18 protein-coding genes, 1 tRNA gene and 1 other RNA gene are annotated in these 26071 nt (G+C 69.1%); 5 read left to right on the top strand and 15 right to left on the bottom strand.

Annotated elements, in window-relative coordinates:
* Positions 1–106: 106 nt before the first annotated feature.
* The 5 genes from ACN9M6_RS12855 to rnpB form a co-directional block, all read right to left on the bottom strand.
* A complete protein-coding gene (locus ACN9M6_RS12855; protein ID WP_419163297.1) occupies positions 107–757 on the bottom strand; it encodes a sigma-70 family RNA polymerase sigma factor in 651 nt (216 codons plus the stop codon).
* Between the two features lie 36 nt (positions 758–793).
* The gene (locus ACN9M6_RS12850; RefSeq protein ID WP_419163296.1) at positions 794–1393 is read right to left on the bottom strand and encodes an NUDIX hydrolase; all 600 of its coding nucleotides are present in this window, start codon (positions 1391–1393) and stop codon (positions 794–796) included.
* 22 nt (positions 1394–1415) lie between these two features.
* Entirely contained in the window at positions 1416–2762 is a 1347-nt protein-coding gene (locus ACN9M6_RS12845; protein WP_419163295.1) for a M16 family metallopeptidase, read from the bottom strand.
* Positions 2759–4057: a M16 family metallopeptidase gene (locus tag ACN9M6_RS12840; protein WP_419163294.1), complete on the bottom strand. Its 1299-nt coding sequence runs from the start codon at positions 4055–4057 to the stop codon at positions 2759–2761. Before ACN9M6_RS12840 ends, ACN9M6_RS12845 begins: the two co-directional genes overlap by 4 nt.
* Before the next feature lie 43 nt (positions 4058–4100).
* An RNA gene (rnpB, locus tag ACN9M6_RS12835) (RNase P RNA component class A) lies at positions 4101–4496 on the bottom strand.
* Positions 4497–4719: 223 nt separating this feature from the next.
* On the opposite strand from rnpB, the gene ACN9M6_RS12830 reads away from it, so the two are divergent.
* From ACN9M6_RS12830 to ACN9M6_RS12820, 3 genes are all read left to right on the top strand, one after another.
* Positions 4720–5826 carry a YncE family protein gene (locus ACN9M6_RS12830; protein ID WP_419163293.1) on the top strand — a complete coding sequence of 369 codons (1107 nt, stop codon included), beginning with the start codon at positions 4720–4722 and terminating at the stop codon, positions 5824–5826.
* Positions 5823–8666: a hypothetical protein gene (locus tag ACN9M6_RS12825; protein ID WP_419163292.1), complete on the top strand. Its 2844-nt coding sequence runs from the start codon at positions 5823–5825 to the stop codon at positions 8664–8666. The genes ACN9M6_RS12830 and ACN9M6_RS12825 overlap by 4 nt, the downstream gene beginning before the upstream one ends.
* Before the next feature lie 71 nt (positions 8667–8737).
* Positions 8738–9304, top strand: coding sequence for a hypothetical protein (locus tag ACN9M6_RS12820; RefSeq protein ID WP_419163291.1), 567 nt, complete (start codon positions 8738–8740; stop codon positions 9302–9304).
* On the opposite strand, the gene ACN9M6_RS12815 is transcribed toward ACN9M6_RS12820, so the two are convergent.
* The 3 genes from ACN9M6_RS12815 to ACN9M6_RS12805 are packed head-to-tail and all read right to left on the bottom strand — an operon-like array spanning position 9301 to position 16115.
* Positions 9301–12969: an FG-GAP repeat domain-containing protein gene (locus tag ACN9M6_RS12815; protein ID WP_419163290.1), complete on the bottom strand. Its 3669-nt coding sequence runs from the start codon at positions 12967–12969 to the stop codon at positions 9301–9303. The genes ACN9M6_RS12820 and ACN9M6_RS12815 overlap by 4 nt on opposite strands.
* A 30-nt stretch (positions 12970–12999) precedes the next feature.
* On the bottom strand, positions 13000–15519 hold the full coding sequence (locus tag ACN9M6_RS12810) for a prolyl oligopeptidase family serine peptidase (protein WP_419163289.1): 2520 nt from the start codon (positions 15517–15519) through the stop codon (positions 13000–13002).
* Positions 15516–16115: a hypothetical protein gene (locus tag ACN9M6_RS12805; protein WP_419163288.1), complete on the bottom strand. Its 600-nt coding sequence runs from the start codon at positions 16113–16115 to the stop codon at positions 15516–15518. Before ACN9M6_RS12805 ends, ACN9M6_RS12810 begins: the two co-directional genes overlap by 4 nt.
* Before the next feature lie 130 nt (positions 16116–16245).
* Between ACN9M6_RS12805 and ACN9M6_RS12800 the strand changes: the two genes are divergently transcribed.
* Together ACN9M6_RS12800 and ACN9M6_RS12795 are read left to right on the top strand one after the other, a co-directional pair.
* A tRNA-Arg gene (locus ACN9M6_RS12800) sits at positions 16246–16319 on the top strand.
* A 50-nt stretch (positions 16320–16369) separates the two neighbouring features.
* Positions 16370–16828 (top strand): YbaN family protein, encoded by a 459-nt coding sequence (locus ACN9M6_RS12795; protein WP_419163287.1) that lies wholly within the window; start codon positions 16370–16372, stop codon positions 16826–16828.
* Positions 16829–17148: 320 nt separating this feature from the next.
* On the opposite strand, the gene ACN9M6_RS12790 is transcribed toward ACN9M6_RS12795, so the two are convergent.
* From ACN9M6_RS12790 to ACN9M6_RS12760, 7 genes are all read right to left on the bottom strand, one after another.
* The gene (locus ACN9M6_RS12790) at positions 17149–17664 is read right to left on the bottom strand and encodes a type II toxin-antitoxin system VapC family toxin (protein WP_419163286.1); all 516 of its coding nucleotides are present in this window, start codon (positions 17662–17664) and stop codon (positions 17149–17151) included.
* On the bottom strand, positions 17661–17897 hold the full coding sequence (locus ACN9M6_RS12785; RefSeq protein ID WP_419163285.1) for a FitA-like ribbon-helix-helix domain-containing protein: 237 nt from the start codon (positions 17895–17897) through the stop codon (positions 17661–17663). The genes ACN9M6_RS12790 and ACN9M6_RS12785 overlap by 4 nt, the downstream gene beginning before the upstream one ends.
* Before the next feature lie 79 nt (positions 17898–17976).
* Entirely contained in the window at positions 17977–19356 is a 1380-nt protein-coding gene (locus ACN9M6_RS12780; RefSeq protein WP_419163284.1) for a pyridoxal-phosphate dependent enzyme, read from the bottom strand.
* A 54-nt stretch (positions 19357–19410) separates the two neighbouring features.
* A complete protein-coding gene (locus ACN9M6_RS12775) occupies positions 19411–21675 on the bottom strand; it encodes a DUF5916 domain-containing protein (RefSeq protein ID WP_419163283.1) in 2265 nt (754 codons plus the stop codon).
* Between the two features lie 8 nt (positions 21676–21683).
* Positions 21684–22622 carry a homocysteine S-methyltransferase gene (mmuM, locus tag ACN9M6_RS12770; protein ID WP_419163282.1) on the bottom strand — a complete coding sequence of 313 codons (939 nt, stop codon included), beginning with the start codon at positions 22620–22622 and terminating at the stop codon, positions 21684–21686.
* A complete protein-coding gene (locus ACN9M6_RS12765; RefSeq protein ID WP_419163281.1) occupies positions 22619–22819 on the bottom strand; it encodes a hypothetical protein in 201 nt (66 codons plus the stop codon). Before ACN9M6_RS12765 ends, mmuM begins: the two co-directional genes overlap by 4 nt.
* Entirely contained in the window at positions 22816–26055 is a 3240-nt protein-coding gene (locus ACN9M6_RS12760) for a VPS10 domain-containing protein (protein WP_419163280.1), read from the bottom strand. The genes ACN9M6_RS12765 and ACN9M6_RS12760 overlap by 4 nt, the downstream gene beginning before the upstream one ends.
* Positions 26056–26071 lie beyond the last annotated feature (16 nt).

The raw sequence follows: 26071 nt of genomic DNA, 5'->3' as shown, positions 1-26071 counted from the left end.
AGAACCGTCATTCAAACGTCCATCTCCAGGACTATTACTCCGGTTAACATGCCAGGGTTCCCGTCCGCCGGGCGAGCCCGGGACCGGACGAGCCAGGCGCTCCGACCTAGTCGAGCATCGGTGCGATGATCCGGGCGAACCGATTCCGCGCCCGGTTGAGGCGCGACTTTACGGTCCCCAGCGTGACTCCGGTAATCTCTGATATCTCCTCGTAGGTCTTCCCCTCGAGTTCGCGCAGGACGAACACTACCCGGTGATGTTCGGGCAGTTCCGTCACCGCGGCCTCGACCTGCTCGCGCACGCGCCGCTTCCGGAACAGATCGTCGGGCCGGTACGCGTTGTCCTCGAATTCGAGCGGCCGGTGGTCGGCTTCCCAACTCTTCCGGATCGTATGGAAGAGTACCAGCGGGTTCCGTGCCCGGTTCCGCAGTTCGTTCTTCGCCAGGTTGCTGGCGATCGTATAGATCCAGGTCGAGAACTTCCTCGTTGGGTCGAACCTGTGCAGGTGCCGGTAGACTCGCACGAAGGTTTCCTGTACGAGGTCCTCCGCGCGGTCGCGGTCCCCGATCGTCCGGTAGATGAAGTTCAGCAGGCGGTCCTGATAGCGCTCGGCGATCTCGGTGAACGCGAAACGCTGACCATTCAGATAATGCGAGACGAGTTCCGCATCCTCGAGGCCTCCCAGCTCATGGCGTCCGAGGCGGTCCGATTCGGTGATCGTCATGTATTGCCCTGTCGACTCAAGCTTCGGCTTCATGTCCATGCCGGTCCTTGTCAGGCGAGGGTTAAAGGGTCAGACCCCACAGGAGCCGATTCGATCCACCCAGCGTGCGGCCAGGGTGAGCGCGCAGATCGTCTTCGCGTCGCGGATCTCGCCGTCGGCCACCATCGCAATGGTACGGCTCAGTGAAAGCCGATGCACATCCATGAACTCGCTCGCCTCGTGACTCATCCGGCCCGGCTCCAGATCCCAGGCCACGAAGAGGTGGATGACCTCGTCGGTGAAGCCGGGGGTCGTGTACACCGAAGCCAGCCGCTGGAGGCGCCCGGCACGCAGTCCCGCTTCCTCCTCGAGTTCGCGGAGCGCACACGCTTCCGGAGGCTCCCCGGGTTCCAGCTTCCCGGCCGGCACCTCCCAGATGAACCCCTCCGCCGCGTACCGGTATTGACGCACGAGGATGACGAGGGGCTCGGGGCCGTCCCTCACGCCGTCGAGTGCCACGACCGCGGCGGCACCGGGATGCCGGACCATCTCGAGTGCGCCGACGGAGCCATCCGGGAAGCGCACCTGGTCCACGTCGACGTGGATGGTGCGCCCGGTATAGACCCGCTCGCCGGCTACACGGCCTGTGCGAGCCGAGTGACCTGAGTGACCTGCGCGACCTGCGGACATGGCGCCTCCGACGGGGCCGGTATCAGGCGATGGAGCGGACGTCGACGGCGCCCAGGCCGCCGAGAGTGGGGCCGGCCGCGGCCGCGTCGCCGACGGCGAGCAGCGTGAGTCGATCGCGGTCGAGATACTTCCGGCACACCTCCCGCACCTGATCCGGGGTGACGGCGTCGATGCGGCCGCGATAGGTCTCCCAGTAGTCGTCGGGGAGGTCGAAGATGCGCTGTCGGCTGACCTTTCCGCAGATCTGCGCCGCGGTCTCGAACTGCAGCGGAAGCGAAAGCGTGAGTGCGTTGCGGGCCAACTTCATTTCCTCGGGAGTCACCTGCTGTGTGCACATCGCTTCGATCTCCCGCAGGATCTCCTCGAAGGCGGGGCCGGTGCGGGCGGTTTCCACCGCGGTGCGCGCCACGAACGGGCCGGCGCCCCGGCGGAACCGGAATCCGGTCCTGGCCCCGTAGGTCCAGCCCTTGTCCTCGCGAAGATTCAGGTTGATGCGCGAGTTGAACAGGCCGCCCAGGATGGCGTTGGCCACGATGATCGCGTGATGGTCGCCGGTGCCGTAGGGCACGCCGATGGTCGCCACGCGGATCTCGGTCTGCGGGCTTCCGGGGCGATCGATGAGGATGACCTCGCTCTCGGGCGCGGACGGCGGCGGCGGCGGCTCCACGCGGGCGGCGTGTCCGCTCCAGGCGCCGAAGCGCGCCTCGACGGCGGGCCCGAGCCGCTCCGGAGCGACGTCACCGCACACGATGAGCAGGGATTCCGACGGGCGGAACCGGGCCTCGTGGAACTCGCGTACCGCGTCGCGGCTGATCTCGGCCACCGTGTCGGAGGTGCCTGCCATAGACCGGCCGTACAGGCCGTCTCCGTAGAGTTCGGCGATGGTGGCGAGGTTCGCGACGGTTGCCGGATCGTCGCCCTGGCGCTCGATCTCGTCGAGACGCTCGGCCCGGAGGCGGTCGACCTCCCGCTCGGGAAAATCGGAATCGAGTACGGTCGCCGCGAGGAAGTCGAGCGCCTCCTCGAACACTTCGGTGAGGAAGTGCATGGAGACGGTCCCGACGGAATAGCCCGCGGTGGCGTGGTAGCCGGCGCCCAGGCGATCGAGCCAGCGGGCCACATCCATCGCGTCCCGGTTCGGCGTGCCGGCGGTGAGGAGCCGGGCGGTAAGCTCGGCGAGGCCGGCGCGCGAGGGAGGCTCGGCGCCCGCGCCGTTCTCGAGGACGAGGCGCAGCGACACCTCGGGGATGTCGCGCCGCTCGGCGAACTCGAGGCGGAGGCCGTTCGGGAGCCGGTGGCGCTCGAAGCCGGGGAGGGCGAGCGGCCGCGGAGCGGCGGGGGCCGGGCGGGTCGTCCGGTCGGGCGTCACGGTTGGACCGCCTCGGGCACGACATGGACGACCGTGAGGCGGCTCGGGTCGAGCACCGCGCGCGCGACGCGCTCCACGTCCTGGCGGCTGACCGCCCCGTAACGGGTGAACGCATCGTTGACGTAGTGCGGGTCGCCCCGCAGCACGGCGGCGTGGGCGAGCGCGTCGGCCCGGTCGCCGAACCCGGCGAGTCCGCCGACCAGCGCGCGCCGGGCACGGTTCAGCGCCCCTTCCATCTCTCCGGTCCGGATCTCTCCGGTCCTCAGTTCGTCGAGGACATCGCGCACCGCCCTCTCGAGTTCACCGGCCGAGACACCGGGGCGCGCGGTCGCGACGACGAAGCACATCCCGACACTCTCGGTCGGCCAGGTGAAGGCCGACACATCGGCGGCCATCTGCCGCTCGTACACGAGGGCCCGCTGCAGGCGTGAACTGTTCCCGTCGGCCAGCAGATGGGTGAGGGTGTCGACCGACTCGAAATCCGGGTCGGCATACCTCGGCGAATGGAACATGAGATAGACGCGGGGCATCTGAACCCGGTCCCGGATGAACGCGCGGCGTGCTCCTCCGACTCCTCCGGCTCCCCCGGCGCCGGGCAACGGCACGACTGGCGGGTCGGCGGCCGGTCTGGCCGGGATCTCCCCGAACCAGGCCTCCACGCGATCCAGCGCTTCGGCGGGCTCGAAGTCGCCGGCGAGCACGAGTGTGGCGTTGTTCGGCCCGTAGTGGAGGTCGAAGAACTCATGCACGTCCTCCAGCCTCGCGGCGTCGATGTCGGGCATGTAGCCGATGGTCGGGTGCCGGTACGGATGCCCCTCGTCGTAGGCGTGGGCGAGCACCGTCTCCAGGGCGAGGCCGTACGGCCGGTTCTCGTACGACTGTCGCCGTTCGTTCTTCACCACGTCTCGCTGGTTGTCGAGCTTCTCCTGCGTGATCCCGGGCTTGAAGAACCCCATCCGGTCGGATTCCAGCCACAGGCCAAGGTCGAGTTCGTTCGCCGGCAGTGTCTCGAAGTAGTTCGTGCGGTCGAACCACGTCGTCCCGTTGAGGGTGCCGCCGGCATCCTGGACGAGCCTGAAGTGCTCTTCGCGCGGCACATGCTCGGACCCCTGGAACAGGAGATGCTCGAACAGGTGCGCGAAGCCGGTCCGCCCGGCCCGCTCATTCTTCGAACCCACGTGGTACATGACGTGGACTGCGACGAGGGGCGCGGAGGTGTCCGGTTGGAGGACCACCCTGAGCCCGTTGTCGAGCGTGTGTTCGCGGACTTCGAAACTTACCGCGGATGGTGCCACAGGCGGTTGTCTTCCTGTCCCGGGGGTCACTTCGCTCAGAGAAAGGGGCGGAGGGAGATAAGCCGGGTTCTGTCACCGGCGGGCCGTGCCCGCGGCGAGGTCATCTATCTGGGACCTGCGGTTACCCGAGGCCTCGTGCGGCCTACCCGGAACTCGAACGCGACGGGCCGCCGCTCGTTCCTGCTTGGCCTTGCTCCCGGCGGGGTTTGCCGTGCCGTCTCTGTCACCAGAAGACGCGGTGGGCTCTTACCCCACCATTTCACCCTTGCCTGTGCGCCTGGACCCTTGCAGGTCGCAAGCCGCCATCGGCGGTCTGTTCTCTGTGGCACTTTCCATCGCCTCGCGACGCCCGGGCGTTACCCGGCGCCGTGCCCTGTGGAGCCCGGACTTTCCTCGAACGGCGTGACGAGCACCCGTCCGCGACCTCTTCTCCCTCCGCCGAGGGACAATCTAGTGCGTGGGCGGAGCCGCCGCCCGCGCGGGCGCGAGTTGGCCCCGGTCCCGCGAATTGTCTATTCTTACACATTGTATCATTGCGTCGCGGAGCGTCGGTCGGTCCTCGAGGGGTTCGATCGACACCGTGGCGGGCACGGTGATTTCCGGGTGAGGAGTCGCGAACGCGCGTATTTCGTATGCGATCAGAGAAGTTCACAACATCCCGCATGGCGACCGCCGTGTGGGGGCTGCTCGCAGCGGTCTCGCCGGGTTCGGGCGCGGCCGCCCAGGACGGTACCCCCGACGGCCTGTCGTCGTATTACGTCTACGTGGCGGCGGAATCGGAAGATCGGGTCGATCTCATCCGGTTCGATGGTACCGGTGCGTCGGTGCTGGATTCCGTCTTCGTGGGCCGGTTTCCCACCGAGATCGACGGCCCGCACGGCCTCGCCGTCGACCCGAGCGGGGAGCGTTGGTACGTGACGCTCGCGCACGGCAATCCCTTCGGTTCGGTCGTCGCCTATTCCACGGCCACCAACCGCCCCGCGGGAAGCGCCGAACTGGGCCTGTTCCCCGCCACGATGCAGGTGACGCCGGCGGGCCTGCTGTTCGCGGCGAACTTCAACCTGCACGGCGAGCACGAGCCGAGTTCCGTGTCCGTCGTCGACGTGGGCTCGATGATCGAGGTCGCGCAGATCTCGACGTGCACCATGCCGCACGGCTCCCGGCTCACCGCCGACGGCTCGCGGCACTACTCGGTGTGCATGATGGATGAGATGCTGGTCGAGGTGGACGCGCATCGGCTCGAGGTGGCGCGGCGATTGCACCTGTCGCCGGGCGAGGAGCAGGCGTGGCCGCACGACTGGCTGCCGACCCGGCCGGCCGGCGCCCCGATCTGCAGTCCGACCTGGGCGCATCCGAGCGTGGACGGGCGGCGTGTGTACGTCGCGTGCAACCGGAACGCGCAGGTTCTGGAGATCGATGTCGAGTCCTGGCAGGTGTCGCGGCGGTTCGAGACCGGCGAAGGGCCCTACAATCTGGACGTGACGCCGGATGGCACGCGTCTGGTCGTGACCTACAAGAGCGGGCAGGCGACGGGAGTCTGGGACCTGGCCAGCGGAGAGGAGGTGGCCAGGATCGCCAACACACGGACGCTGCCCCACGGGATCGCGATCTCGCCTGATTCCCGATACGCCTTTGTGAGCGTGGAAGGGGTCGGCGGACAGCCGGGGACGGTGGACGTGATCGATCTGCGGAAGGGGGTCCGCGCGGCGAGCGTCGACGTGGGCAAGCAGGCCGGCGGCATCGCCCTCTGGAAGGTCGTGTCGCGGTGAGACGCGCACGGTGGGCGGTGCTGGCCGGGGCCGTCGCGCTGATCGCAGCCGCGTGCGGCGACGGCGGCAGCACCGAGGTCGGGTCTCCCCCGACGGCGCTGGTGCCGATCTCGACACCGGTGGACACCGTCGTGACGGGCGAGATCACCGATCCCCCGATCGCGGTCCGGGTCGAGGACGCGCTGGGCAATCCGGTCGAGGGCACGCCGGTCCGCTTCATCATCGTTCGGGGCGAGGGTGAGTTGTCGCCGGGGGTCGCCGTCGCGGGACAGGATGGCATCGCGGAATCGGTCTACCGGGCCGGGCCGACGCCCGGAGAAGCGGAGATCCAGGCCGACATCCCCAGCGCGTCGAGCGTCCTGCCCCTGCGTTTTCTCGTGCTCGCGGCGACGGCCGATACCGTTACGCTCAGCGTCGTGGAGGGCGACGTGCAGCGGGCGGAGGCCAGCAGCCAGCTGCCGCTTCCGTTTACGATCCGCGCCGAGACGGCGAGCGGCGCGCCCGCCGGTGGCGTTCGGATCGCGTTCAGGTCGTCGGCGCCCGCCGACGACGCGGAGGTGCCCACGGCAGTTGGGGATACTGCGGCAGACGTCGAGGGCGTGCCCGCGGGCGCGCCGGACGCGCCGGCCGACGACCCGGGCCTGCCGGTGGACGATCCTGGCGTGCTGACGCATGAGGTGGTGGTCACCGACGCGGACGGTCTGGGGCATGCGGTGTTCACGCTGGGACGAAGGCCGGGGGACTACCGCGTCGACGTGTTCGCCACGGGCGGCGTGTACTCGGACACCCTCTCGCTCACCGCCACAGCGCTCACGGCGCCGGACGGACTCGTGCAACTCGACTCGGTCGGGAGCGGGCGTCTGGCCGCGGGCACGCGGGCCATGCTCTTCGGACGCGGATTCAGCACGGTGCCGGCCGACAACGAAGTCCGCATCGAGGGCGTGCGGGCGGCCGTCGTGAGCTCGACCGGAACGGAGCTTATGATCGAAGTGCCGATGTTCGGGGGCAGCTGCCTGCCGCAGCGCGAGGTGGGTGTGCGCGTGCTCGTGGGTGGGGACGCCAGCAACGGCCCCCTGCTCCCGCTGGATCCGGCCGAACGCCTCGTGGATCTGGAGGTTGGGCAGGCGTTGACCCTGCGCGGGCCCGTGGAGGTCGAATGCGTCCACTTCGCCCCGGGGGAGACGGAACGGGCCTTCAATCTCATCGTCGCCAATACGGGCCGGGTCGCTTCGCGGCCGCTCCCGATACGGATGACGACGCGCACCTCCGCCGACATGTCCGGGGACAGCCCCGACGCCGCCGTCACGCCCGCCGAGATCGATCCCGGCCTCGAGGAGGTCGCACTCGCGGATTGGCGAGCCGACATCGGGATTCGCTCGCGCACGCTGGACGGGCTGGTGGAATCGGGGATCGCGCCCTTCCGGCCGGCGGAGCCGGCGGCGGCGATGGAGGTGCCGGCCGTCGGCGACACTCTCGACTATTTCTTCCCGGTCCGCTCGAATCTGGTCGCCACCTGCGCGGATCTCACCCGCCCGATCCGCGGGGAGGTGCGGGCGCTCGGCGAGCGGGTGCTGCTGCTGGAAGATGTGTCCGCCCCGCCGGGCGGCCCGACCGGGGACGAGTGGGTCGCGCTCGCGGACCGGCTCGACCAGACCGTGCTGCCGGTGGCGACGTCCTATTTCGGACCCTACGAGGACATCGACCGCAACGGGCGAGTCATTGTCTTCTTCACGCCGGAGGTCAACAAGCTCGGGGACGGAGAGGCGGGAGTCGCCGGATTCTTCCTCCCCCTGGACCTGGCGGCCTCCGGACGAGGGGGCGAGGGGGTGCCCGACCCGAACGGCGAACCCTGCCCGGCCAGTAACGAGGCCGAGATCATCTACAGCGTGAGCGCCGACCCGGAGGGGGGCCTCGGGCGGACGATCGCAGCGGATCGCCTCCTTCGGGACACGCCCGCGCTCGTGGCGCACGAAGTGCAGCATCTGATCAGCGCCGCGCGCCGCGCGCTGCATTCGCCGACAGGGTTCGCGGCGACCGAGGAAGTGTGGCTGGACGAGGCCCTCTCCGGTCTGGCCGAAGAGGTCACGGGGCTCGCCGCTCTCGGGCTGACGGTGGGCGACAACCTCACGTTCGACCAGGTGTCGGAGACACCGGACGCGCTCGAAGTCTTCGACACGTATCTCCGCGGCAACTTCCTCAATCTCGGCCTCTACATGCTCGGGACGATGAGGGCTCCCACAATCTCGACGGACGATCCTGACGGCGTGGGCGGAATGCAGATGAGGGGCTTCGGCTGGTTCCTTCTGCGCTGGCTCGCCGACCAGGAGGGGGGTGATGAACGGGCCTTCTTCCGTTCGGTCGTGGGCGGGGGCCAGAGCTTCGCGCGGGGGATCGCGAACCTCGAACGGGTGACGGGGATCGAGTGGGCCGACATCCTGGCGGATGCCTCGGTCGCGCTGGCGATGGACGACGCCGCGGCGACGGATGACGCGGGTGCGGCGGGTGCCGCAGACGATGTGGGGGCGGTGGACGACGCCGGGCAAACGGGGAGTGCGAGACGGTTCGCGGTGGCAACGTGGAACGTCCGTGACGTGTTCGCGTCCATGAACCGGGATGCAGAGGCGCGGTTGAACTTCCCGACCGCGTTTCCGCTCCGGGCCGAGCCGCTCGGATTTGAAACCCGGGTGAGGGCCATCGACGTAGGACCGTCGAACGTACAGTACTTCTCGCTCGCGTCGGACGTCGGCGCGCCGGCCCTGTCGCTTTCGATCCGGACGGCGGCGGGAACCTCGCCCGACGAGACGGCGGAACCCCAGATCACGATCGTGAGGACGAAATGAAGCGCCTCTTCGGCGTTCTTCTTTTGCTGGTTTTGCTAGGCCGGTTCGGGACTCCGGACCTGATGGCCCAGATGACCCCCGTGGCCCCCCCCGGCGAAGACACCGGCCCCGAATTCGTCGGCTTCGTCGGCGCCGTTCAGCCGCTCAACAACCTGACCGATAATCCGTCAGTGTACGGTTTGTCGATCCCTCCGGATGTCCTGATCGGCGGCGAGTTCACGTACTGGGCCTCGCGCGTGGTGGGGATCGGCGTGATGGGGCTGTATTCGCCCGCGACGCTCAACGCCGTGGGCGGCCCGGGCCGGGGTATCGGGCGCCTCGGCGAGATGGAGTACATGGCGGGGACCTTGAACCTGACATTCCGCATACGGTCGTCAGGGTCGGCGGGGGCGCTCGAGCCCTATTTTTCGATGGGCGCGGGGCTCCGGAGGCTGCAGTTCTACGGCGATGAGGTGCCGGAGATCAGCGCGACGGACCCGGCGGCCACGGCCGCCATCGGCATGCGGGTGGCCCTGACCTCCTCGCTCTGGTTCCGGGGCGAGCTGCGGGACGTGGCCTCGTATTACATCTCCTCGGCCACGGACGAGTCGATGCTCCAGAACGACATCGGTATCACGGTGGGGTTCGGGATCCGCTAGCTGCCGGGGGCCGGGACCCGGATCTCGCGGGTCCCCGAAGCGATGGAGACGGACATCTGTTCCCCGCCCGGCCACCGGATGTGCAGGGTACGCGGGTCTCCGGCCAGGCCCAGCGTCTGCGCCGACTCGTGGCGGGACAGATAGCCCTCGCCCGATCGAATCTCGCGCATCGGGCCGAACGTCCCGTCTCCGTATTCAAGGCGTAGCCGGGCGCCGATCGCCCACGGGTTCGACGGAGTCCCCTCGAGCGTCACGCGCAGGCCGGGGGCCGCGCCGACGTTCCGATAGAGCCGGGTCGCCCCGCCGTTCACGCCGAACGCGATGTCTACCCGACCGTCGCGGTCGTAGTCGGCCAGCGCGGCCGCCCGGCCGTCCCCGTAGACCGAGATCCCGGACAGCCGGCCCGGAACCGGGTCGAAGCCCCCTTCCCCGTTTCCTCTGAGCCAGAGGCCCCGCCCGGCGTCGTAGCGCGGCACCCCCGGGCGTCCGGCGTAGAAGTTCTGCGCCAGGACGAGGTCTTCGTGGCCATCGCCGTCCAGATCTCCCGCCGCGACGCCGAAGGCGGGCGCGCGCTGGGCCGCCGCGGGGAGAGGGGCGCTCTCGAAGCCGGAGTCGCGATTGAGCCACACCGTGTGACGCAGTTCGTTCGCGTCCAGCCTCCGAGCGGGATCGAGTCCTGCGATCACATCGGTGAGCGGTGCGGTTGCGAAGCGCTCGTATGTCTCCCGAACCAGCGAGGAGATGCCGCCGGGGACGGCGAGCGCGTCGCGGCCCCGGATCGGGCGCCAGACGCCGGATTCCGAGCGCGCTTCGACGATGTCGATGACGCCGTCGCGGTTCATGTCTCCGTAGAAGAGCGAGTAGGCGGCGGGCACTTCGAGGTTCGCACCCCAGCCCGTCGCCACGAGGTCCGGACGGCCGTCTTCGTTCAGGTCCGCGGCGGCGATCCCGTTCCAGCGCCCCGTGAGCCGCGTGAGCCCCAGCGCTTCGCTCGCATCGGTGAAGCGGCCTCCCTCGTTCCGGAAGAGGCGGATGCTCCCCCACTCCAGGGCGAGGGCGAGGTCGGGATCGCCGTCGAGATCGACGTCGGTGAAGACCGCCCCGGTGACGAGGCCGAGGCGCGCGAAGGGGGCGGAGTGCTCCGGATCTGCCCTCAGCAGGCCGCCGTCGTTGATCAGCAGCCTGGAGTCGACGGGGAGCGGCCAGGCGCCGGGGGCGACCCGCCCACCCATGAAGATGTCGAGGTCGCCGTCGCCGTCGATATCGGCCTGGGCGAGGGGGCCGGTCGCTGCGGGGGGCTGCCCGGCCGCGGCGCCGTCGTCGTCGATGAGCGGGCGGGCCGGCGCGGCCGCGCCGAGCCGCGCCGCGAGGATCGCCGGAGCGGCCGCGGCTTCCGCGGGCGTCCCGGCTTCGTAGGCGCTCAGGCCGATGAGCAGTGCGGGGCCGCCGGCTGCGTGGTGCGGCAGCACGGATGTCGCGTCGTAGGCCAGCCCCGAGGTGATGGCCCGCGGGGCGGCGAAGTCGCCCCCGTCGTTGCGCAGCACCACCGGGCTGCCGCCCCGGCCGCTGCCCACCACCAGGTCGGCATCCCCGTCGGGCTCCACGTCGATCCACGACACGCCCGGGCCGGGCCGGTCGAGCGAATAGGGGAGGAGCGGCTGGCGGCCGCGATCGTCGAAGGTCGACTCCACGTGCCGATGTCCGAGCCGCGCCGTCACGTCCTCGAAGTGGGGCGTGGGAGTCGCACGGCCGGCGGCCGGCTCGCCCGCGGCGGTGGCCGCGTCGATCACGTACTCTCGGTTCGCGATGATCCCGTCGAGGCGAGTGCGGCGGCCGTCCGGCCAGTCGACGGTGAGCGTCATTTCCGCGTCGGGCACGGCCGCGAAGCTCGCGGCCGGTGCGGACGACGACAGATAGGCTCCGCCGGCGGTGATCTCCCGCACCTGCACGCCCGCGTCGTGTCCCGCGAGACCGATGCGGGCGCCGATTCCGCGGGTGTTTCCGCCCGCGCCGCGCAACCGCACCAGGACGCGCGGCGCCCCGGCTTCGTTCCGGTACACGAGCGGTGGGGCGCCGAGACGGGTCACGACGATGTCGAGGTCGCCGTCCCCGTCGAGATCGCCCGCTGCGAGCCCGTGCGAGATGTCGGGCTGCTCCCCCCAGCGCCAGAGTTCGCTCGCGTCGCTGAAGCCGTCCACCCCCCCGCGGAAGGCGACGTTCGGCTGCGGCAGCGGCGGGAACATGCGCAGCGCGTGCTCGGCCGGCAGGCCCGGGATGGCGGCCACCCGCGCGTTGGCATCGCCGTCCAGCTGATCCCACGCGTGACCCGTCGTGACGAGGACATCCTCCCATCCGTCCAGATCCGCGTCGACGATGAGGGCGCCCCACGTCCAGTCGGAAGCGGCGAGCCCAAGCTCCCACGCGGCCTCGGCAAAGGTCCCGTCGCCGCGGTTCAGCTGCACCGTGTTGCGGTTGACCTGAACTCTCGTGCCGGTGGCGCCCGGCGGCTCGGGGGCGGCCTCGAAGCTCGGGGTCTGGACCAGTCGGGCCGCCGGGACCCGGGCCAGCATGTCGGTGGTCAGGAGATCGAGGTCCCCGTCTCGGTCCAGGTCCCCCACGTCCACCGCCATGGAGGAGAGGCTCGTCGTGCGCACCGACTCGCTGGAGGCCTCCGCGAACGAGCCATCGCCGCGGTTGATCCAGATGCCGTCGGGGCTGTTGAAGTCGTTGGCGACGTAGAGGTCCGGATCGCCGTCCTCATCCCAGTCGCTGAACCGGGCCGCGAGGCCCCAATCCCGCGTCGGCGGCCCGTCACCGAGCGGGGCCGGTTCGAAGCGGCCGTCACCGAATCCGGTGTAGAACTCGTCCGGCTCTCCCAGCTCGAAACGCCGCACGAAGCGTCCGTCGAACTCGACGCGGTAGTGCTCGTCGTGGAGTTCCCTCAGCTCGGGCGGGATGACGAGCCGGCCATCGTCACCGCGCTGCAGGTGGTTGATGTCGAGGATCTCCGGCGGGTAGAGGTCGTCCACCTGCCGCGTCTTGTAGTTCGCGATGTAGAGGTCCAGAGCGCCATCGCCGTTGACATCCGCCAGCGTGGGGGTCGTACTGGCCCGGCTCCCGCTGAGGCCCGCGTCGTCGAGTCCGGTGAAACGCCCCGTCCCGTCGCCGAGGAAGATCCGATTCGGGCCCCCATGGACGGTGACGACGAGGTCGAGATCATCATCTCCGTCGAGATCGGCGAAGGCGGCCCCTCGCGCCATCACATCCTCGAGCGAGAGGCCCGCCTCGGAGGTGATGTCCTCGAAACTCCACCCGCCCTGGTTGCGGAAGAGGGCGCTCGGACCGCCGAAGCCCGCGAAGAAGAGGTCGGGGCGACCGTCTCCATCGACGTCACCGATCGCCACCCCCTGCCCTTCCGCGAGCACACGGTTCCGCACCCGCACCGCCTCCTCGACGTCGTACCGGAACGTCACGCCCAGCGACGGGGCGTCGAGCGGCCGGAAGCCCACGGACCCGGTGGAGCCCCGGGGCCTCAACTCCCGCCACCGGTAGCCGTCGGCCTCGACCCAGGGCCCGGGGCCGGGGGCGCCGCACCCCGCGAGCCCGGACCCGACGAGCGCGAGCCCCCCCAGCGCGCGCCCGAGATGCGCGGTGCGCCGGATCAACCGTCGTCTCAGGGTCGTCTCAGGGTCGTCTCAGCCACCCTCCCCGCTCGCCGACGCACCGCTGCCGTCGCCGATCACCCGTTCGAACAGCTCGTAGATGCGGCGGTATTCGTCCGCCCACGAAGACGGCTCCGCGAAGCCGTGATTCTCGACCGGGTACACCGCCATCTCCCAGTTCTCCTTCCCGAGTTCGATGAGGCGCTGCGCGAGCCGTACGACATCGGAGAAGTGCACGTTGGTGTCGTACATCCCGTGCGCCATCAGGAGGTGTCCCTCGAGGCCCTCGGCGAAGTAGATGGGCGAGGACTGACGGTACGATTCCTCGTCCTCGTGGGGGAGGTTGAGGATCCGGCTCGTGTACCAGTGGTTGTAGTGCGCCCAGTCGGTCACCGCGCGCAGGGCGCCGCCGGCCTCGAACACGCCCGGCTCGGTGAAGAGGGCCATGAGCGTGATGAACCCGCCGTAGGATCCGCCGTAGATCCCCAGACGGCCGGCCTCGACGCCTTCCTCGCGGATGAGGTACTCGGCGCCGTCCACCTGGTCGGAGAGGTCCCAGCCCCCCATGTGCCGGTAGATCGCGGTGCGCCAGTCCCGCCCGTAGCCCGCGGAGCCGCGGTAATCGATGTCGAGAACCGTGTAGCCCTGCGCCGCGAGGAAGTGGTGGAACATGTATTCGCGGTAGTAGTTGGACCACCAGTTGTGGACGTTGTGCAGGTATCCCGCCCCGTGCACGAAGACGACGCCGGCCCCGTTCGCTTCGACCCCGAAGTCGGAAGGCCTGTAGATGCGGGCGGGCACGTCGACGCCGTCCCGGGCCTCGAAATGCACGATCTCGGGCTGGAGCCAGGGGAAGCCGAGCCACTCGGCCGTGGGGGAGGTCGTGACCTGCGTCATGTCGGCGCCGGGGCCGACTTCGGCCAGGTATAGTTCGGGCGGCCGGTTCGAGCGCGAGTGAAGGACGGCGAAACGCCGGCCATCGGGCGAGAGCGTGACGGCGAACGAGCCCTCTCCCTCGAGAAGCTGGACGCGGTTCGAACCGTCGAAATCCATCCGCCACGGATGCTGGTCGAAGGGGGAGAGTTCGCTCGTCTGGAGAAGGAACGCATCCCAGCCGTCGGGGATCGTCGCGCCGAGCACCTCCCAGTCGCCGGCCGTGAGCGCTTCCTTGTCGCCGCCGTCGGCGTCGATCGCGTACAGGTGCGCGTAGCCGGTCTCCTCGCTCACATACCAGGCGCGGGGCATCGAGCCCGAGGCTTCCGAGGGCAGCCAGCCCATGCAGCCCGCGCCGCCGAAGCCGAAGCAGGGGCCGCCCACCCACGCCTCGTCGTGATGCGTGTCGAGCAGGGTCAGTTCGCCGGAGGCCGACGCGTAGGCGTACAGACGCCACGTCTTGTAGTCGTAGTCGACCGCGAACACGAGCCCGTAGGATCCCGTCTCGTCCCAGCCGACGAAGCTCGCGACGGCGAGACGGTCGTCGCTCTCCTCCGATTCCGACTCTGACTCCGACTCTGACTCCGACTCCGGCTCCGACTCCGGAGCCGGGTCCGAGCCGTCGCCCGTGAGGTCGAGCCAGGTGGTCTCGCCCGTCCCCGTGTGGACGACGGCGAGCCGGGAGACGCCCTGTTCGTCACCGACCTTGGCCCGCATCTCGGTGTTCTCGGTGTAGCCCGACTGCGTGACCCAGAGCGGGATGTCGGTCTGCCGGCCGGCACCGAAGCCGCCCCGAGTCGCCGTGACCGCGACGTAGGTTCCGGAAGGATCGGCGACAAAATCCTGCGCGTTCTCGCCCTGCGCGAGGTGCAGCGTCTCGCGCCGCCCGGCCTCGCGGAGTTCGCGCTGTTCCTCCCCCCGCTCCTCGCGGAGTTCCCGGACACGGATGTGTTCGAACAGCTCGCGTTGCTGTTCTTCGAGGAAGGCCTTGTGACCCTCGGCCTCGGGCTCCTCGGGACCCTCCGGGCCGCCCACGGAGGTGAGCTGCCGGATCTCGCCATCGTCGATGTCGAACGCGAACAGGTCGCCGCCGCGGCCGAAGAAGATGGAGGCGCCGTCGCCGGAGAAGACGGGATTCGCCTCGCGCGACTCGGTGTGGGTGAGCCGGCGGGCGGCGGCGGTCGCTCGCTCCACGAGGTAGAGATCACCGTCGAAGGACGCCGTGCGCCAGCGACCGTCGGGAGACACATCGCCCGGTGCGAGGATCGGCCCCAGTGCGATCGCCTCCTCGTCATCGACCCGCTCGGGGGTGCCGCCGGTCGACGGGACGCGGTACAGGACGCGGGATTCGTGCCACGCGGCCCCGCCGGGAAGCCATCGGAAGTAGACCCATGCCCCGTCGTCGGACCAGCTGACGCCAACAGGCGCCTGCCCGACGTGTTCGGAGCCCCTCATGATCGACTCGAGGGTGAGCGCGAAATCGTTCTGTCGCGCGGGGACCGGCTCGAAACGGGCGAGATCCTGCGCCCGCAGCGGGGGTGCGGCCGCGCAGAAGAGCGAGGCGGCGGCGATCCATGCGGCCGTGGCGACGGCTCGCGGCGAGGGCAATGCGGAGCTCATGGAGCACCTCCTTCGTCCGGCGAGGGCAGATAGTGTCCGGGAATCGGCAGGTCGGGGCGTTCCCCGGCCCAGTAGATCGTGACGACGTACCAGCGGCGGCCGTCGTGCATGAGCTGGATGGAGTTGATGCCGCGCGCGAAGGGCTCGGGGTCGTCCGCGTTGCGCCGCGACTCGTAGGTCGAGAACGCCTGGACCACGGGGCCGAAGCGGGCGATCGAGCGGGCGATCTCGACCTCGAAGAAACCGGTCCGCTCGAGCGAGGCGCCTGCGCGGTCCGCGTAGTCGCCGGGGCTCCAGACGTTGTACCCGTGCTCGCCGGTCTCCGATCGGCCGGTCGGGATGAGGCGGGCCTCCGGGATGAACAGGGACCGGAACCGATCCCAGTCGCGCGCCTGGCCGGCGGGGCCCGAGATCACGTCGTACAACGCCTCGAGAATCGCGTCGATCGACGCCACGTCGGCGGGATCGGCCCCGGGCCAGGTTGCCGCGGCGGGGGCGTTCGCGCCGCTCTGGGCACGGAGGACGGCCGGCGTCGCGAGGGCCAGGGGACCGGCGGCCAGCGCGCCGAGTAGAAACAGGTTGCGCAGTCGTTTCATCGTCCTGCTCCGCAAGTCGGGGATCGGGTCGCAGAATCTAGCTCCGAGCGCACATTGGGTGACACCCTGAGCGCCTCAATCAGTTGCGTCCGGCCCGGACGGCTTCTACCGTCTTGGGCTCGCGTCGCCCGCGCCCGTAGCTCAATTGGATAGAGCGTCTGACTTCGGATCAGAAGGCTGGGGGTTCGAGTCCTCCCGGGCGCATGATCCCCTGTCGGACCGCCTGTCAGACCACATGGAGCCCGAGTAGAAGCATGCCGCACAGCCAGTACACAACCCGGTCGCAGCCCGCCCGCTGTCCCGTCGATCACAAGGCGGTCGAGCGCGCCGCGCGCGCACTGCCCGGCCCGCTGCGGCGCGGTCTCTACCTGGGGATCGGATCGCTCAGCGTGGGTGCGGGCATCGTCGGCATCGTGGTGCCGCTCTGGCCCACGACGTGCTTCCTGCTGCTGGCCGCGTGGTGCTTCGCTCGCAGCTCCCCGCGCGCCGAGCGTTGGCTGCACGAGAACCGCCTGTTCGGACGTTACCTCGCCGCCTACCGGGAGCGGGGCGTGATCTCCACCCGTGTGAGGCGAGGGGCCACGATCTTCCTGTGGAGCGCCATCATCGTCTCGGCGGTATTCGCCGCCGGACACCTCTGGCTGGTCGCCCTCCTGCTGCTGGTCGCCGCCGCGGTGACCGCCCACCTCTACTCCCTCCCGGGAGAAGGGTGAGGTCCGGGGCAGGCTCTATCGCAAGGCCCAGAGCCTTGTGCCTGCGTCGTACGAGTTCTTCGGAATCGTCGCAGAGATCCGGTAACAGCCGACTCACCTTCTGAGCGATCGCAGTTGTAGGTTGCGGTCCCTGCGTCAGCACGAAGCTCGTCCCTCCCTGTCCCTCAGACTCCGTATCGACCTCGGCCTTTTCCCTGGCTTGGCGGAGATCGGCCTCAAGCGACACGAGTTCGGCAAGCTCACTCCGGCTGACCTGGTTCCCTAGGCGGGCGAAAGAGTTGATGTCGGCGAGGATGCGGCGAGCTTTCATGTATTCGTGTCTAGTCGTCGGCTCCATGGGGACCTTCGTGATAGCGTGACCAGTCGTCCTGATAAGGAATACTGCGGTGATCGGCTCGGGGCAGCGCGCTCGCGCATGGCCGCAGGGGTGGCGGGGTGATGATCCGGCAGGTGGGGCCCGCGGCCCGCGCGAGCCGCTGGTCGAGCGTCAGCAGGGGGCAGGAGAGGGTCTCCGCGAGCGCCACGTACCATCCGTCGTAGATGCTGAGGTTATGGCGCAGTTCCCAGGTGCGATCGGCGAGAGGTTCGAAAGGAAACAGCTCGATCTCGAGCGCGAGCAGGTCGTAGCCGGCGAGACTGGCCTCCGAACTCTCGAGCCGTTCGGCAAGCGCCAACCGGTGAAGGACGTTGCTGGCCTCCGCGAGGACCAACTGTGGACCGGCCAGTGAACGGCCTTCGCGAGCCGATTCCGCCAAGGCGGCTTCGCACCAAGCCCCATTCGGTCCCAGGTGGGCTACCGCCGCCGCCAGGACCGAGGCATCAACGACGACCGTCACCTACGGTCGGCGTCTCGCGCCTGCAGGATGCTCTCGGTGGTCACGCGATTTCCTGACACCCGCTTGCGGGTGCGAACGTTCTCCAGCCACTCATCGCGGGTGGGCTTCGCCACCAACCGCTCGAGTTCGCCGCGCAGATATTTCTGCATGGATTGGCCGCGGGAAGCCGCACGCACCCTCAGCCGGTCTCGCACTTTATCGGGGACGCCTCGGATGGTGATTTGGACAGACATGGCATCATTTTGACATCAATAACATCATTTTGCAAGCAAAGACGTTCCCGCGGGAACGTCTCCGGGCTCACCCGACGCTCTACGCGCCGAGCCCGGCGATCAGATCGGAGCGGGTGAGGATGCCGAGCGTGCCGTCTTCTTCCCGCACCAGCACGGCGGGCTGCTCTCCACGAAGCTCCCGCGCGAAACCGTGGACGGGGCTGGAGGCCGCGACCACCGGGAAGGGCGGGCCCATGAGATCGCGCACGAGGCGGGCGCGCGCGTCCGGATCTCCCATGAGGGAGCGAAGGATGTCACGCTCGGTGAGGCTGCCGACGACCTCATCCCCCTCCATCACCGGCACCTGCGAGATCGCGTGTTTTCTCATCACGCCGATCGCATCGTCCAGCGTCATGTCGGCGGGCGCCGACACAAGCGGCCTCTCCGTCGAACGGCGCGCGGCCAGCGCGCCCGCCGTCAGCACCTCGTCCGCTTCGAGGAAACCGTGCTCCTGCATCCAGACGTCGTTGTACACCTTTCCGAGTGAACGGTAGCCGCCGTCCGGCATGAGCACGACGAGCACATCGTCAGCGCCGATCCCGTCCCGGTTCGCTTCCATCCACTGGAGGGTGCCCGCCATCGCCATCCCGCACGAGCCGCCGAGGAACATCCCCTCCTCGTGCGCGAGCCGGCGCGTCATGAGCATCGACTCCTTGTCCGTGACGCGCACGTAATCGTCCACGATGTCGAAGTTCATGTTGCCCGCGAGGATGTCCTCCCCCACCCCCTCGGTGACGTAGGGATAGATCTCGTCCTCGTCGAACTCCCGCGTGTGGAAGTACTTCCAGTAGACGGAGCCGTAGGGATCGACGCCGATGACCCTGACGTCGGGATTCCGTTCCTTGAGGTAGGCCGCAGAGCCCGAGATCGTACCGCCGGTGCCGGAGCCGACGAAGAGATGGGTGATCCTCTCCTCCGTCCCCTCCCACAGTTCGGGTCCCGTCGTTCGTACGTGGGCGACCGTGTTGGCGGGGTTGTCGTACTGGTTCAGGTAGACGGAGTTGGGGGTCTCCTCCGCGAGCCGGCGCGCGACCTGGTAGTAGGAACGGGGGTCCTCGGCGGCCACGGCGGTCGGACACACGATGACCTCGGCCCCGAGCGCCCTCAGGATGGCGATCTTCTCGGGACTCTGCTTGTCCGTGGTCGTGAAGATGCACCGGTAGCCGCGCGCGATCGCCACCAGCGCGAGTCCCACCCCCGTGTTGCCGCTTGTGCCCTCGATGATCGTACCGCCCGGGGCGAGGGCGCCGCGTTCGACCGCGTCCTCGAGCATCGAGACGCCGATCCGGTCCTTGACCGAGCCGCCGGGGTTGAAGAATTCGAGCTTCGCGAGGACGGTGCCGGGCAGGTGCGCCGCGAGTCGGTTCACCCGCACCAGGGGCGTGCCGCCGATCGTGCCGAGGATGTCCTCGTGCCACATGGGGATTCTCTCTCTCCGTCGCGTTCGGGTAGCACCCGGGGCCCGCCTGCCGGGCTACCCCGTCAGGTTGAACAGCCTGCTGTACTTGACCACGAGTTGGCGCTGCTTCGGCCCCGCCATGATGCCCGTGCGTTCGAGCGAGCCGGTGTGACTCGTGTCGTTCCACACGATATACAACCCGGTGCCGGCCGTATCGAGCCACGCAAGCCGAACGTTGGTCCCGATGTCCTTCGTATCGCCGTTGTACTGGACGTTGGTCTGCAGGTACAGGCGGGGCGTGAAGGAGTACGAGGCGTTGAACTGCACGACGGCGGTCTCGAAGCTGCCCTGGTCGAGGTCTACGTCGAAGTAGTTCGCGCGGACGTTCGCGGTGAGCTTGTCGCGATAGCGGTACGTGAGTGTCGCGTTCGGGCCGAAGCGCGTCCCGCTGTAGAACCCGCCGAGCGCCCATCCGACCGACATCGAGAGGGGGGCGCCTCGATTCGTGTTCGCCCTGAATTCCCAGTCGAGGTTGTTGTACGTGCCGGCCGGGATGATGATGCCCTCCCGGATCTCGAACGGTTCCTCGAGACCCTCGCCTGTGAGGTTGAAGCCGGGAAGCTGGAAGAACGCTCCGTTCTCGAAGGCGAAGTGGTTGTCGAAGTGAACGAGATACGACTCGTTGAAGCCGCCCAGCGTCCAGAACGCGTTGCCGGAGATGTGAGGTCGGAATTCGCGGAACCAGGGCACGCTCTCCGTGCGGAGATGGCGCAGAAAGCGGAAGTTCAGGTGGCGGTATCCGCGCCGGTTGACGAAGCCGACCTCCGGGTTGAAGGCGTCGCCGACCTGCCGGTACCCGGTCGTGACCTGCCAATCGCGTGTGACGTACCGCATGCCACCGGCGAAGCCGTACTCGCCGTCGTTGAACCCCGACCCTGGTGCTTCCTCCCCGGTGGGGGCCGGCGTGGTGGTGAGGCTCGCCCAGCCGTCGAACGTCAGCGCGTCCCCGATGCCGAGCCGGCCGTCGATGCCCCAGGTGAGATTGTGGTCATCCGCATCGGTGGTGTTGAGGCGCGACACGAAGATGGCGCCGAGCTGTGACCTGTTACCGAACTCCCGGTACGCCCGCAGCACGCCGAAGTTGTTGGCCGGTGCGATCTGCTCGCGGACGCCGGTCTCGTCGTCGATGTCGTAGGCCTCGTCGGTCTGGATGTTGAGCACACCGACCTGGAAATCACCGACCTTGCCCGTCATCCGGGCGCCTGCCTGAATCGGCACCTCCCGTCCACCCTGGAGGCCGATGCGGCGGCTGAAGAAGAGCTCGGCCGAACGGCCCGCGCCGACGGAGAAGGTGCCCGAATTCTCCAGGAAGAAGGCGCGCTTCTCGGGGAAAAAGAGGCTGAACCGCGTGAGGTTCACCTGCTGGTCGTCCACCTCCGCCTGCGCGAAGTCGGTGTTCACGGTGAGATCGAGCGTCAGGCTCTGATTGATGCCGATCTTGGCGTCACCCCCGATCTGCCGGCCGAAGTCCACCTCCGGCGACACGGCTCGGTAGTCCTTGAAGCCGTCCACACGCGCGTACGGGCTGACCGTAACCGTGCGCCTGGAGGGGGCCTCCAGCGTGAGGGTTCCGGCGAGAGAGATCCGGTACACGCCGAACTGCCTCGGCAGGCGCGCCCACGTCGACTGCTCGCTGTTGCGCCGGATCTTCCGCTCGAAATTCAGGCCCCAGTCCTGCGCTCCCCCGGCGCCATAGCGGAGCGTCGAGAAGGGGATCCGCATCTCGGCGTACCAGCCGCGATCGTCCCTGGTCGTGGCTACGTCCCACGAGCCGTCCCAGTTGAGGTTGAAGCCGCCTGCCGAACCGCGCTGCTGGCGGCCACCGCCCGCACCGCCGCCCGCACCCTCGCCGGTGACCTGGCCGTCGTACTCGATGCCCGCCGGCGTGGTGCCGAAGACGAAGCCGTTTTGCCGGTCCAGATAGGTGTCGAGCACGACGACGAAGGCGTCCGAGTCGTTGAGCGAGGCATCGCGCAACGTCTGGCCTGTGACGATGCCCGACGGGTCTTCATCGAAGAGCCATGCGCCGATGTACAGAGCTGTGTCGTCATAGCCGACTCGGACCTCCGTCAGCTGCGACACCGGCTGGCCCTCCGAGGGCTCGCGCTGGGTGAAGCCCGCGAGGGGCTCGAGACCCGACCAGACGTCGTCCTGGAGCCGACCGTCGATGACGGGAGGCGCCGTGATCTCCGACGCCTGCGCCGTGGGTGCCTGCTGGGCGTGGAGCAGGGCAGGCACAGCCAGCATGGTACTGACGGCGATGCAACGAATCGTGCGCATGCAGCCCCTCATATCGATAAAGCCCCGTGGCGGATGGCGGCGATCTCCGCCGGTCCGACGCGGCAGCAGCCGCCGACGCCATCGGCTCCCTCGCTGCGCCACTCCATGGCGCTCCGGGCCCAGTCCCGGGGGCTCGCCGGGCCGGTCCAGCGCTTCGCCGCTGCGTCCCACGCTTCCCCGGAGTTGGGGTAGACGAGGATCGGCTTCGGGGTCGACCCGCGCGCCGCCGTTATGAGGGAGGAGACGAATCCCGGAGCGATGCAGTTGACGCCCACGGCGACGACGTGGGGTTCCTCGTCGCACAGGGAGACGGCGGTTTCGAGCGGGGTCCCGTCCGCAAGGTGCGCGCCATCGCGACACTGGAAGCTGATCCAGCTCGGCCGGTGAGAAACGGCCGCCAGCCGGCAGTAGGCCTGCGTTTCCTCCAGCGAGGGTGTGGTCTCGCACGCCAGGAGGTCGGCCTCCGTCTCGGCGAGAACCTCCCAGCGCGGCGAGTGGAAGTCGTAGAGTTCGGCCGCGGAGAGGCCGTAGTCGCCGCGGTACTCGGACCCGTCGGCGAGGAAGGCCCCGTACGGACCTACGCTCGCGGCGACGACGGGCCGGAGTCGACCGGCCGGCATCGACAGATCGGCCCAGAAGTCGTCGCGGGCCGAGACGGCCACCTCGACCGCATCACGCAGCAGCCGGGCCGTCTCCCGCGCGTCGAGGCCGCGGGCGCCGAAGCCCTCGAAGGTCGCCTGGTAGGTGGCGGTGGCGATGCAGTCGGCCCCGGCCTCCAGGAAGCGGCGGTGGACGGTACGGACCGCCTCGCGATCGCCGAGGAGCGCCCGCGCGGACCACAGGGGGTCGTTCAGGTCGCAGCCCAGCGCCTCGAGTTCCGTCGCGAGGCCCCCATCGAGGACGAGGAATCCCTGGCGCTCGAGGGAGGCTCGGATGGGGTCGGTCAAGGGCTCTCCGCGCGGAGCAGGAGCGAGAAGCCCTCGAATACGTACTCGATCTCTCCGTCGCCGAGGTCGTCCCCCCGGGCCGTGCCGTCCAGCACGGCATCGATGGCCTCGCGCGACTCCGGCGGGGGCTCGTCGCCCGCGGCACAGGCGAGGGCACCGCCCGCCAGCGCCCCCGCCGCCGCCAGCCGGAGGATCATGTGGTGATGACGCGCCCCACCTTCTGCTGGAGCATCTGGTTGAACTCGGCCAACTCGTCCGTGAGCACCTCCTGCAGCCGGAGTTCCACCTCGTCGACCTGATCGCTCAGGATCTCCGCCACCTCGGCGTGCTGGTCGGTGGGCCGGAAGTCGGCCGTTCCCACTGCGCCCTGCAGGTAGGACAGGCGGCCTCTGACCATCGCCGGCCAGCGCACTCCGTCGGACCCCGTGTCCTTCAATTGCACGAGTTCGCCCTCCACCTCCATGAGCAGCGCGTCGAGCGCCTCGCCGGCCTCGAGTACGTCCTCGGCGTCTCCCGCCTCCTCGAGCACCGGGCGCAGGTCGTAAATCTGGCGCCGCAGCAGTTCGATCTGGTTTACGACATCGGCGAGCCGGTTCCGGTCCGCAACGATCTCGTCGAGCAGCGCCTTCTGGGCCAGGATGTCTGCCATGGACCCCTCGGAGTTGGGATCCCTGAGCACGTTGAGTTCCCGTGCTCCCACATCCTCTCCGTCCACCACGAGGGTGACGGTGTACGTGCCCGGGGGCTGCCTGGGGCCGCCGCCGCCGCCGAAGAAGCCGCCCCCGCTCTGTCTCGACACCTCGGGCATCGGGAACCACTCCGCGAACTGCGGCTTCGTCCGGTACTGGATGGGCTTCGCGTCCGGCCCCCGGAAGTTCCACCACACGCGGTTGAAGCCGTCGTGATTCGTGCCGTCGAGGGTGGCGAGCGTCTCGCCATCGGCGTTCTCGACCCGGATCTGCACTTCACGGCCGTCCCCGTCGCCGAGCCAGTAGTTTGTCGACGCCCCGTTGGGCGGGTTCTCGCCCACGGACCAGTCCTCGAACATCACCATGGGCTCGACGGTGTCGTTGAAGCGGTAGGCGTCGCGGGGCTCGAACAGGTGGGCGTCAGAGGCCGCGATCTCCGGCGTGAGCTGCTGGACGGGGCTCAGGTCGTCGAGGATCCAGTAGCCGCGGCCGTAGGTCCCGGCCACGAAGTCGTTGAAGTGCTCCTGGATGATGAGCCCGTAATACGGCGTCGGCGGGAGGTTCGGCATGAACAGCTGCCAGCTCCCCCCATCGTCGTAGCTGATGTAGACGTTGGTCTCCGTGCCGAGGTACAGGAGTCCCGGCCGCACCGGGTCCTCGAGCAGGTAGCGCGTGTAGTCGACCGGATAGTTGTCGACCCCGTTCGTGATCCGGGTCCACGTCTCCCCGAAGTCGTCCGTCCTGTAGGCGCGCGCCTCGAAGTCGCCGACCTGGTGGTGCTCGATCGTGATGTAGGCCTTCGCCACGTCGTAGCGGGAGGCGTCGATGCTCCGCACTACGCCGTCGGGCGGGAGGTCGGGGATGTTGGCGGTGACGTTGGTCCACGTCGCGCCGTCGTCGCGGGTCACCTGGACGAGGCCGTCGTTGGTGCCGGCCCACAACACGCCCTGCTGCAGCGGCGACTCGTCGAAGGCGTAGATGACGCAGCAGAACTCGACGCCGATGTTGTCGGGGGTGAGCCCGCCGGAGATCCCCATCCGCGCACGGTTGTTCGTGGAGAGGTCGGGGCTGACCACTTCCCAGCTCTGGCCCCGGTTGCGTGTGCGGTGCACGTGCTGGCTCGTGACGTAGATCGTCTCGTTGTCGTGCGGGGAGATGAGGAGCGGGAAGGTCCACTGGAAGCGGTAGCGCACGTCGCCCGCAGGATAGCCTCCTGTGGATTCCGGCCACACCTCCACGTCGCGGAACTGGCCCCGCGCCATGTCGTGGCGCACGACGATGCCGCCGCGCGCGCCCGCCCCGGAGGCGCTGGACCAGACGATGTTCGGATCGGTGGGGTCGGGGGTGGCGAACCCGCTCTCGCCCCCGCCCACGCTCGTCCAGTCGCCACGCGGGATGAGCCCGCGCGCCCAGAACCCGGTGTAACGCGTGTTCGACGGCCCGTGGTAGGACGGGCCGTCCTGCCGGTTCCCCATCACGTTATAGGGGACGGCGTTGTCCACGGTGACGTGGTACATCTGCGCGATCGGCAGCTGCATGCGGGACCACGACTTCATCCGGTTCTCGGTGATGCCTACGCCGCTGTCGCCGCCGATCAAGACGCGGTCCGCGTTGGTGGGGTCGACCCAGATGTCGTGCAGGTCCCACCCCGGGGCGGCCGGGTCACCGCCCGGAGGACCGCCGCCCAGGAAGTTGTAGCTGGTGTACGTCTCGCCGCCGTTGCGGCTCACGCTGAAGCTCGAGGAGAGGAAGTAGATCTCGTCCCTGTCGTCCGAGGACACGCCGCAGCGGGTGTAGTAGGCCTGCCGGCTCCCGAGATTGTGACTGTAGTTCACGAGACGCCACGTGCGGCCGCCGTCGTCGCTGCTCCACAGCTCTCCGGTGTCGGCCTCGTAGCCTTCCATCGGTACGCCGTCGCTCGTCTCGATGAGGGCGTAGACGCGGTCGGAGTCCGAGGCCGACATGCACACGGCGATCTTCCCGAGGGTGCCGGTGGGCAGCCCGTTCCCCTCGAGTTCCGTCCACGTGTCGCCGCCGTCCATCGTCAGATGGAGCCCGCTGCCCGGCCCTCCGCTGTCGCGCTTCCACGTCTTGAGATCGATGTCCCACATGGTCGCGAAGATCTTCCGGGGGTTCGCCGGATCCATGACCATCTCGTAGGCGCCCGTCCCGCGGTCCACGAACAGGACTTTCTCCCACGACCCACCGCCGTCCATCGTCCGGTACACGCCGCGTTCGTCGGACTCCGCGTAGGCGTGGCCCAGCGCCGCCACGTAGACGACGTCCGGATCCCGGGGATGGATGAGGATCCGCCCCACCCGGCCGGTGCCCTCGAGCCCCATGTGGCTCCAGCTCTCGCCGCCGTCGGTCGATTTCCACACCCCGTTCCCGATCGAGACGTTCGAGCGGATCGAGGTCTCGCCGGTCCCGGCCCAGACGATCGCCGCGTCGCTCGGGGCTACGGCGAGGGCGCCGATCGAGTGCACCGGGTGGTCGTCGAACACGGGCCGCCAGTGCAGGCCGGCGTCGTCGGTTTTCCAGATCCCGCCGGTTGCGGCGCCGGCGAAGTACGTGTTGCGGTCGCCGGGGACGCCGGCCACCGAGGAGACGCGGTTGCCGACGGGACCGATGTGGCGGGCCCGGAGCCCCTCGTACTGTTCGGGCGTGAGTTGCTGGGCCGCCAGCGGCGCGGCTACCGCCGCGGCCAGAGCGAGACAAGCGGAGAAACGACGAACATTGGACATGATCTTTGCCTCGTGA

The organism is Candidatus Palauibacter sp., assembly GCF_965197445.1.
In the GTDB taxonomy this organism is placed as follows: Bacteria; Gemmatimonadota; Gemmatimonadetes; order Palauibacterales; family Palauibacteraceae; genus Palauibacter.
Note: the sequence above shows the minus strand (reverse complement) of the source record. Positions and strands in the feature narration are given on the sequence as shown.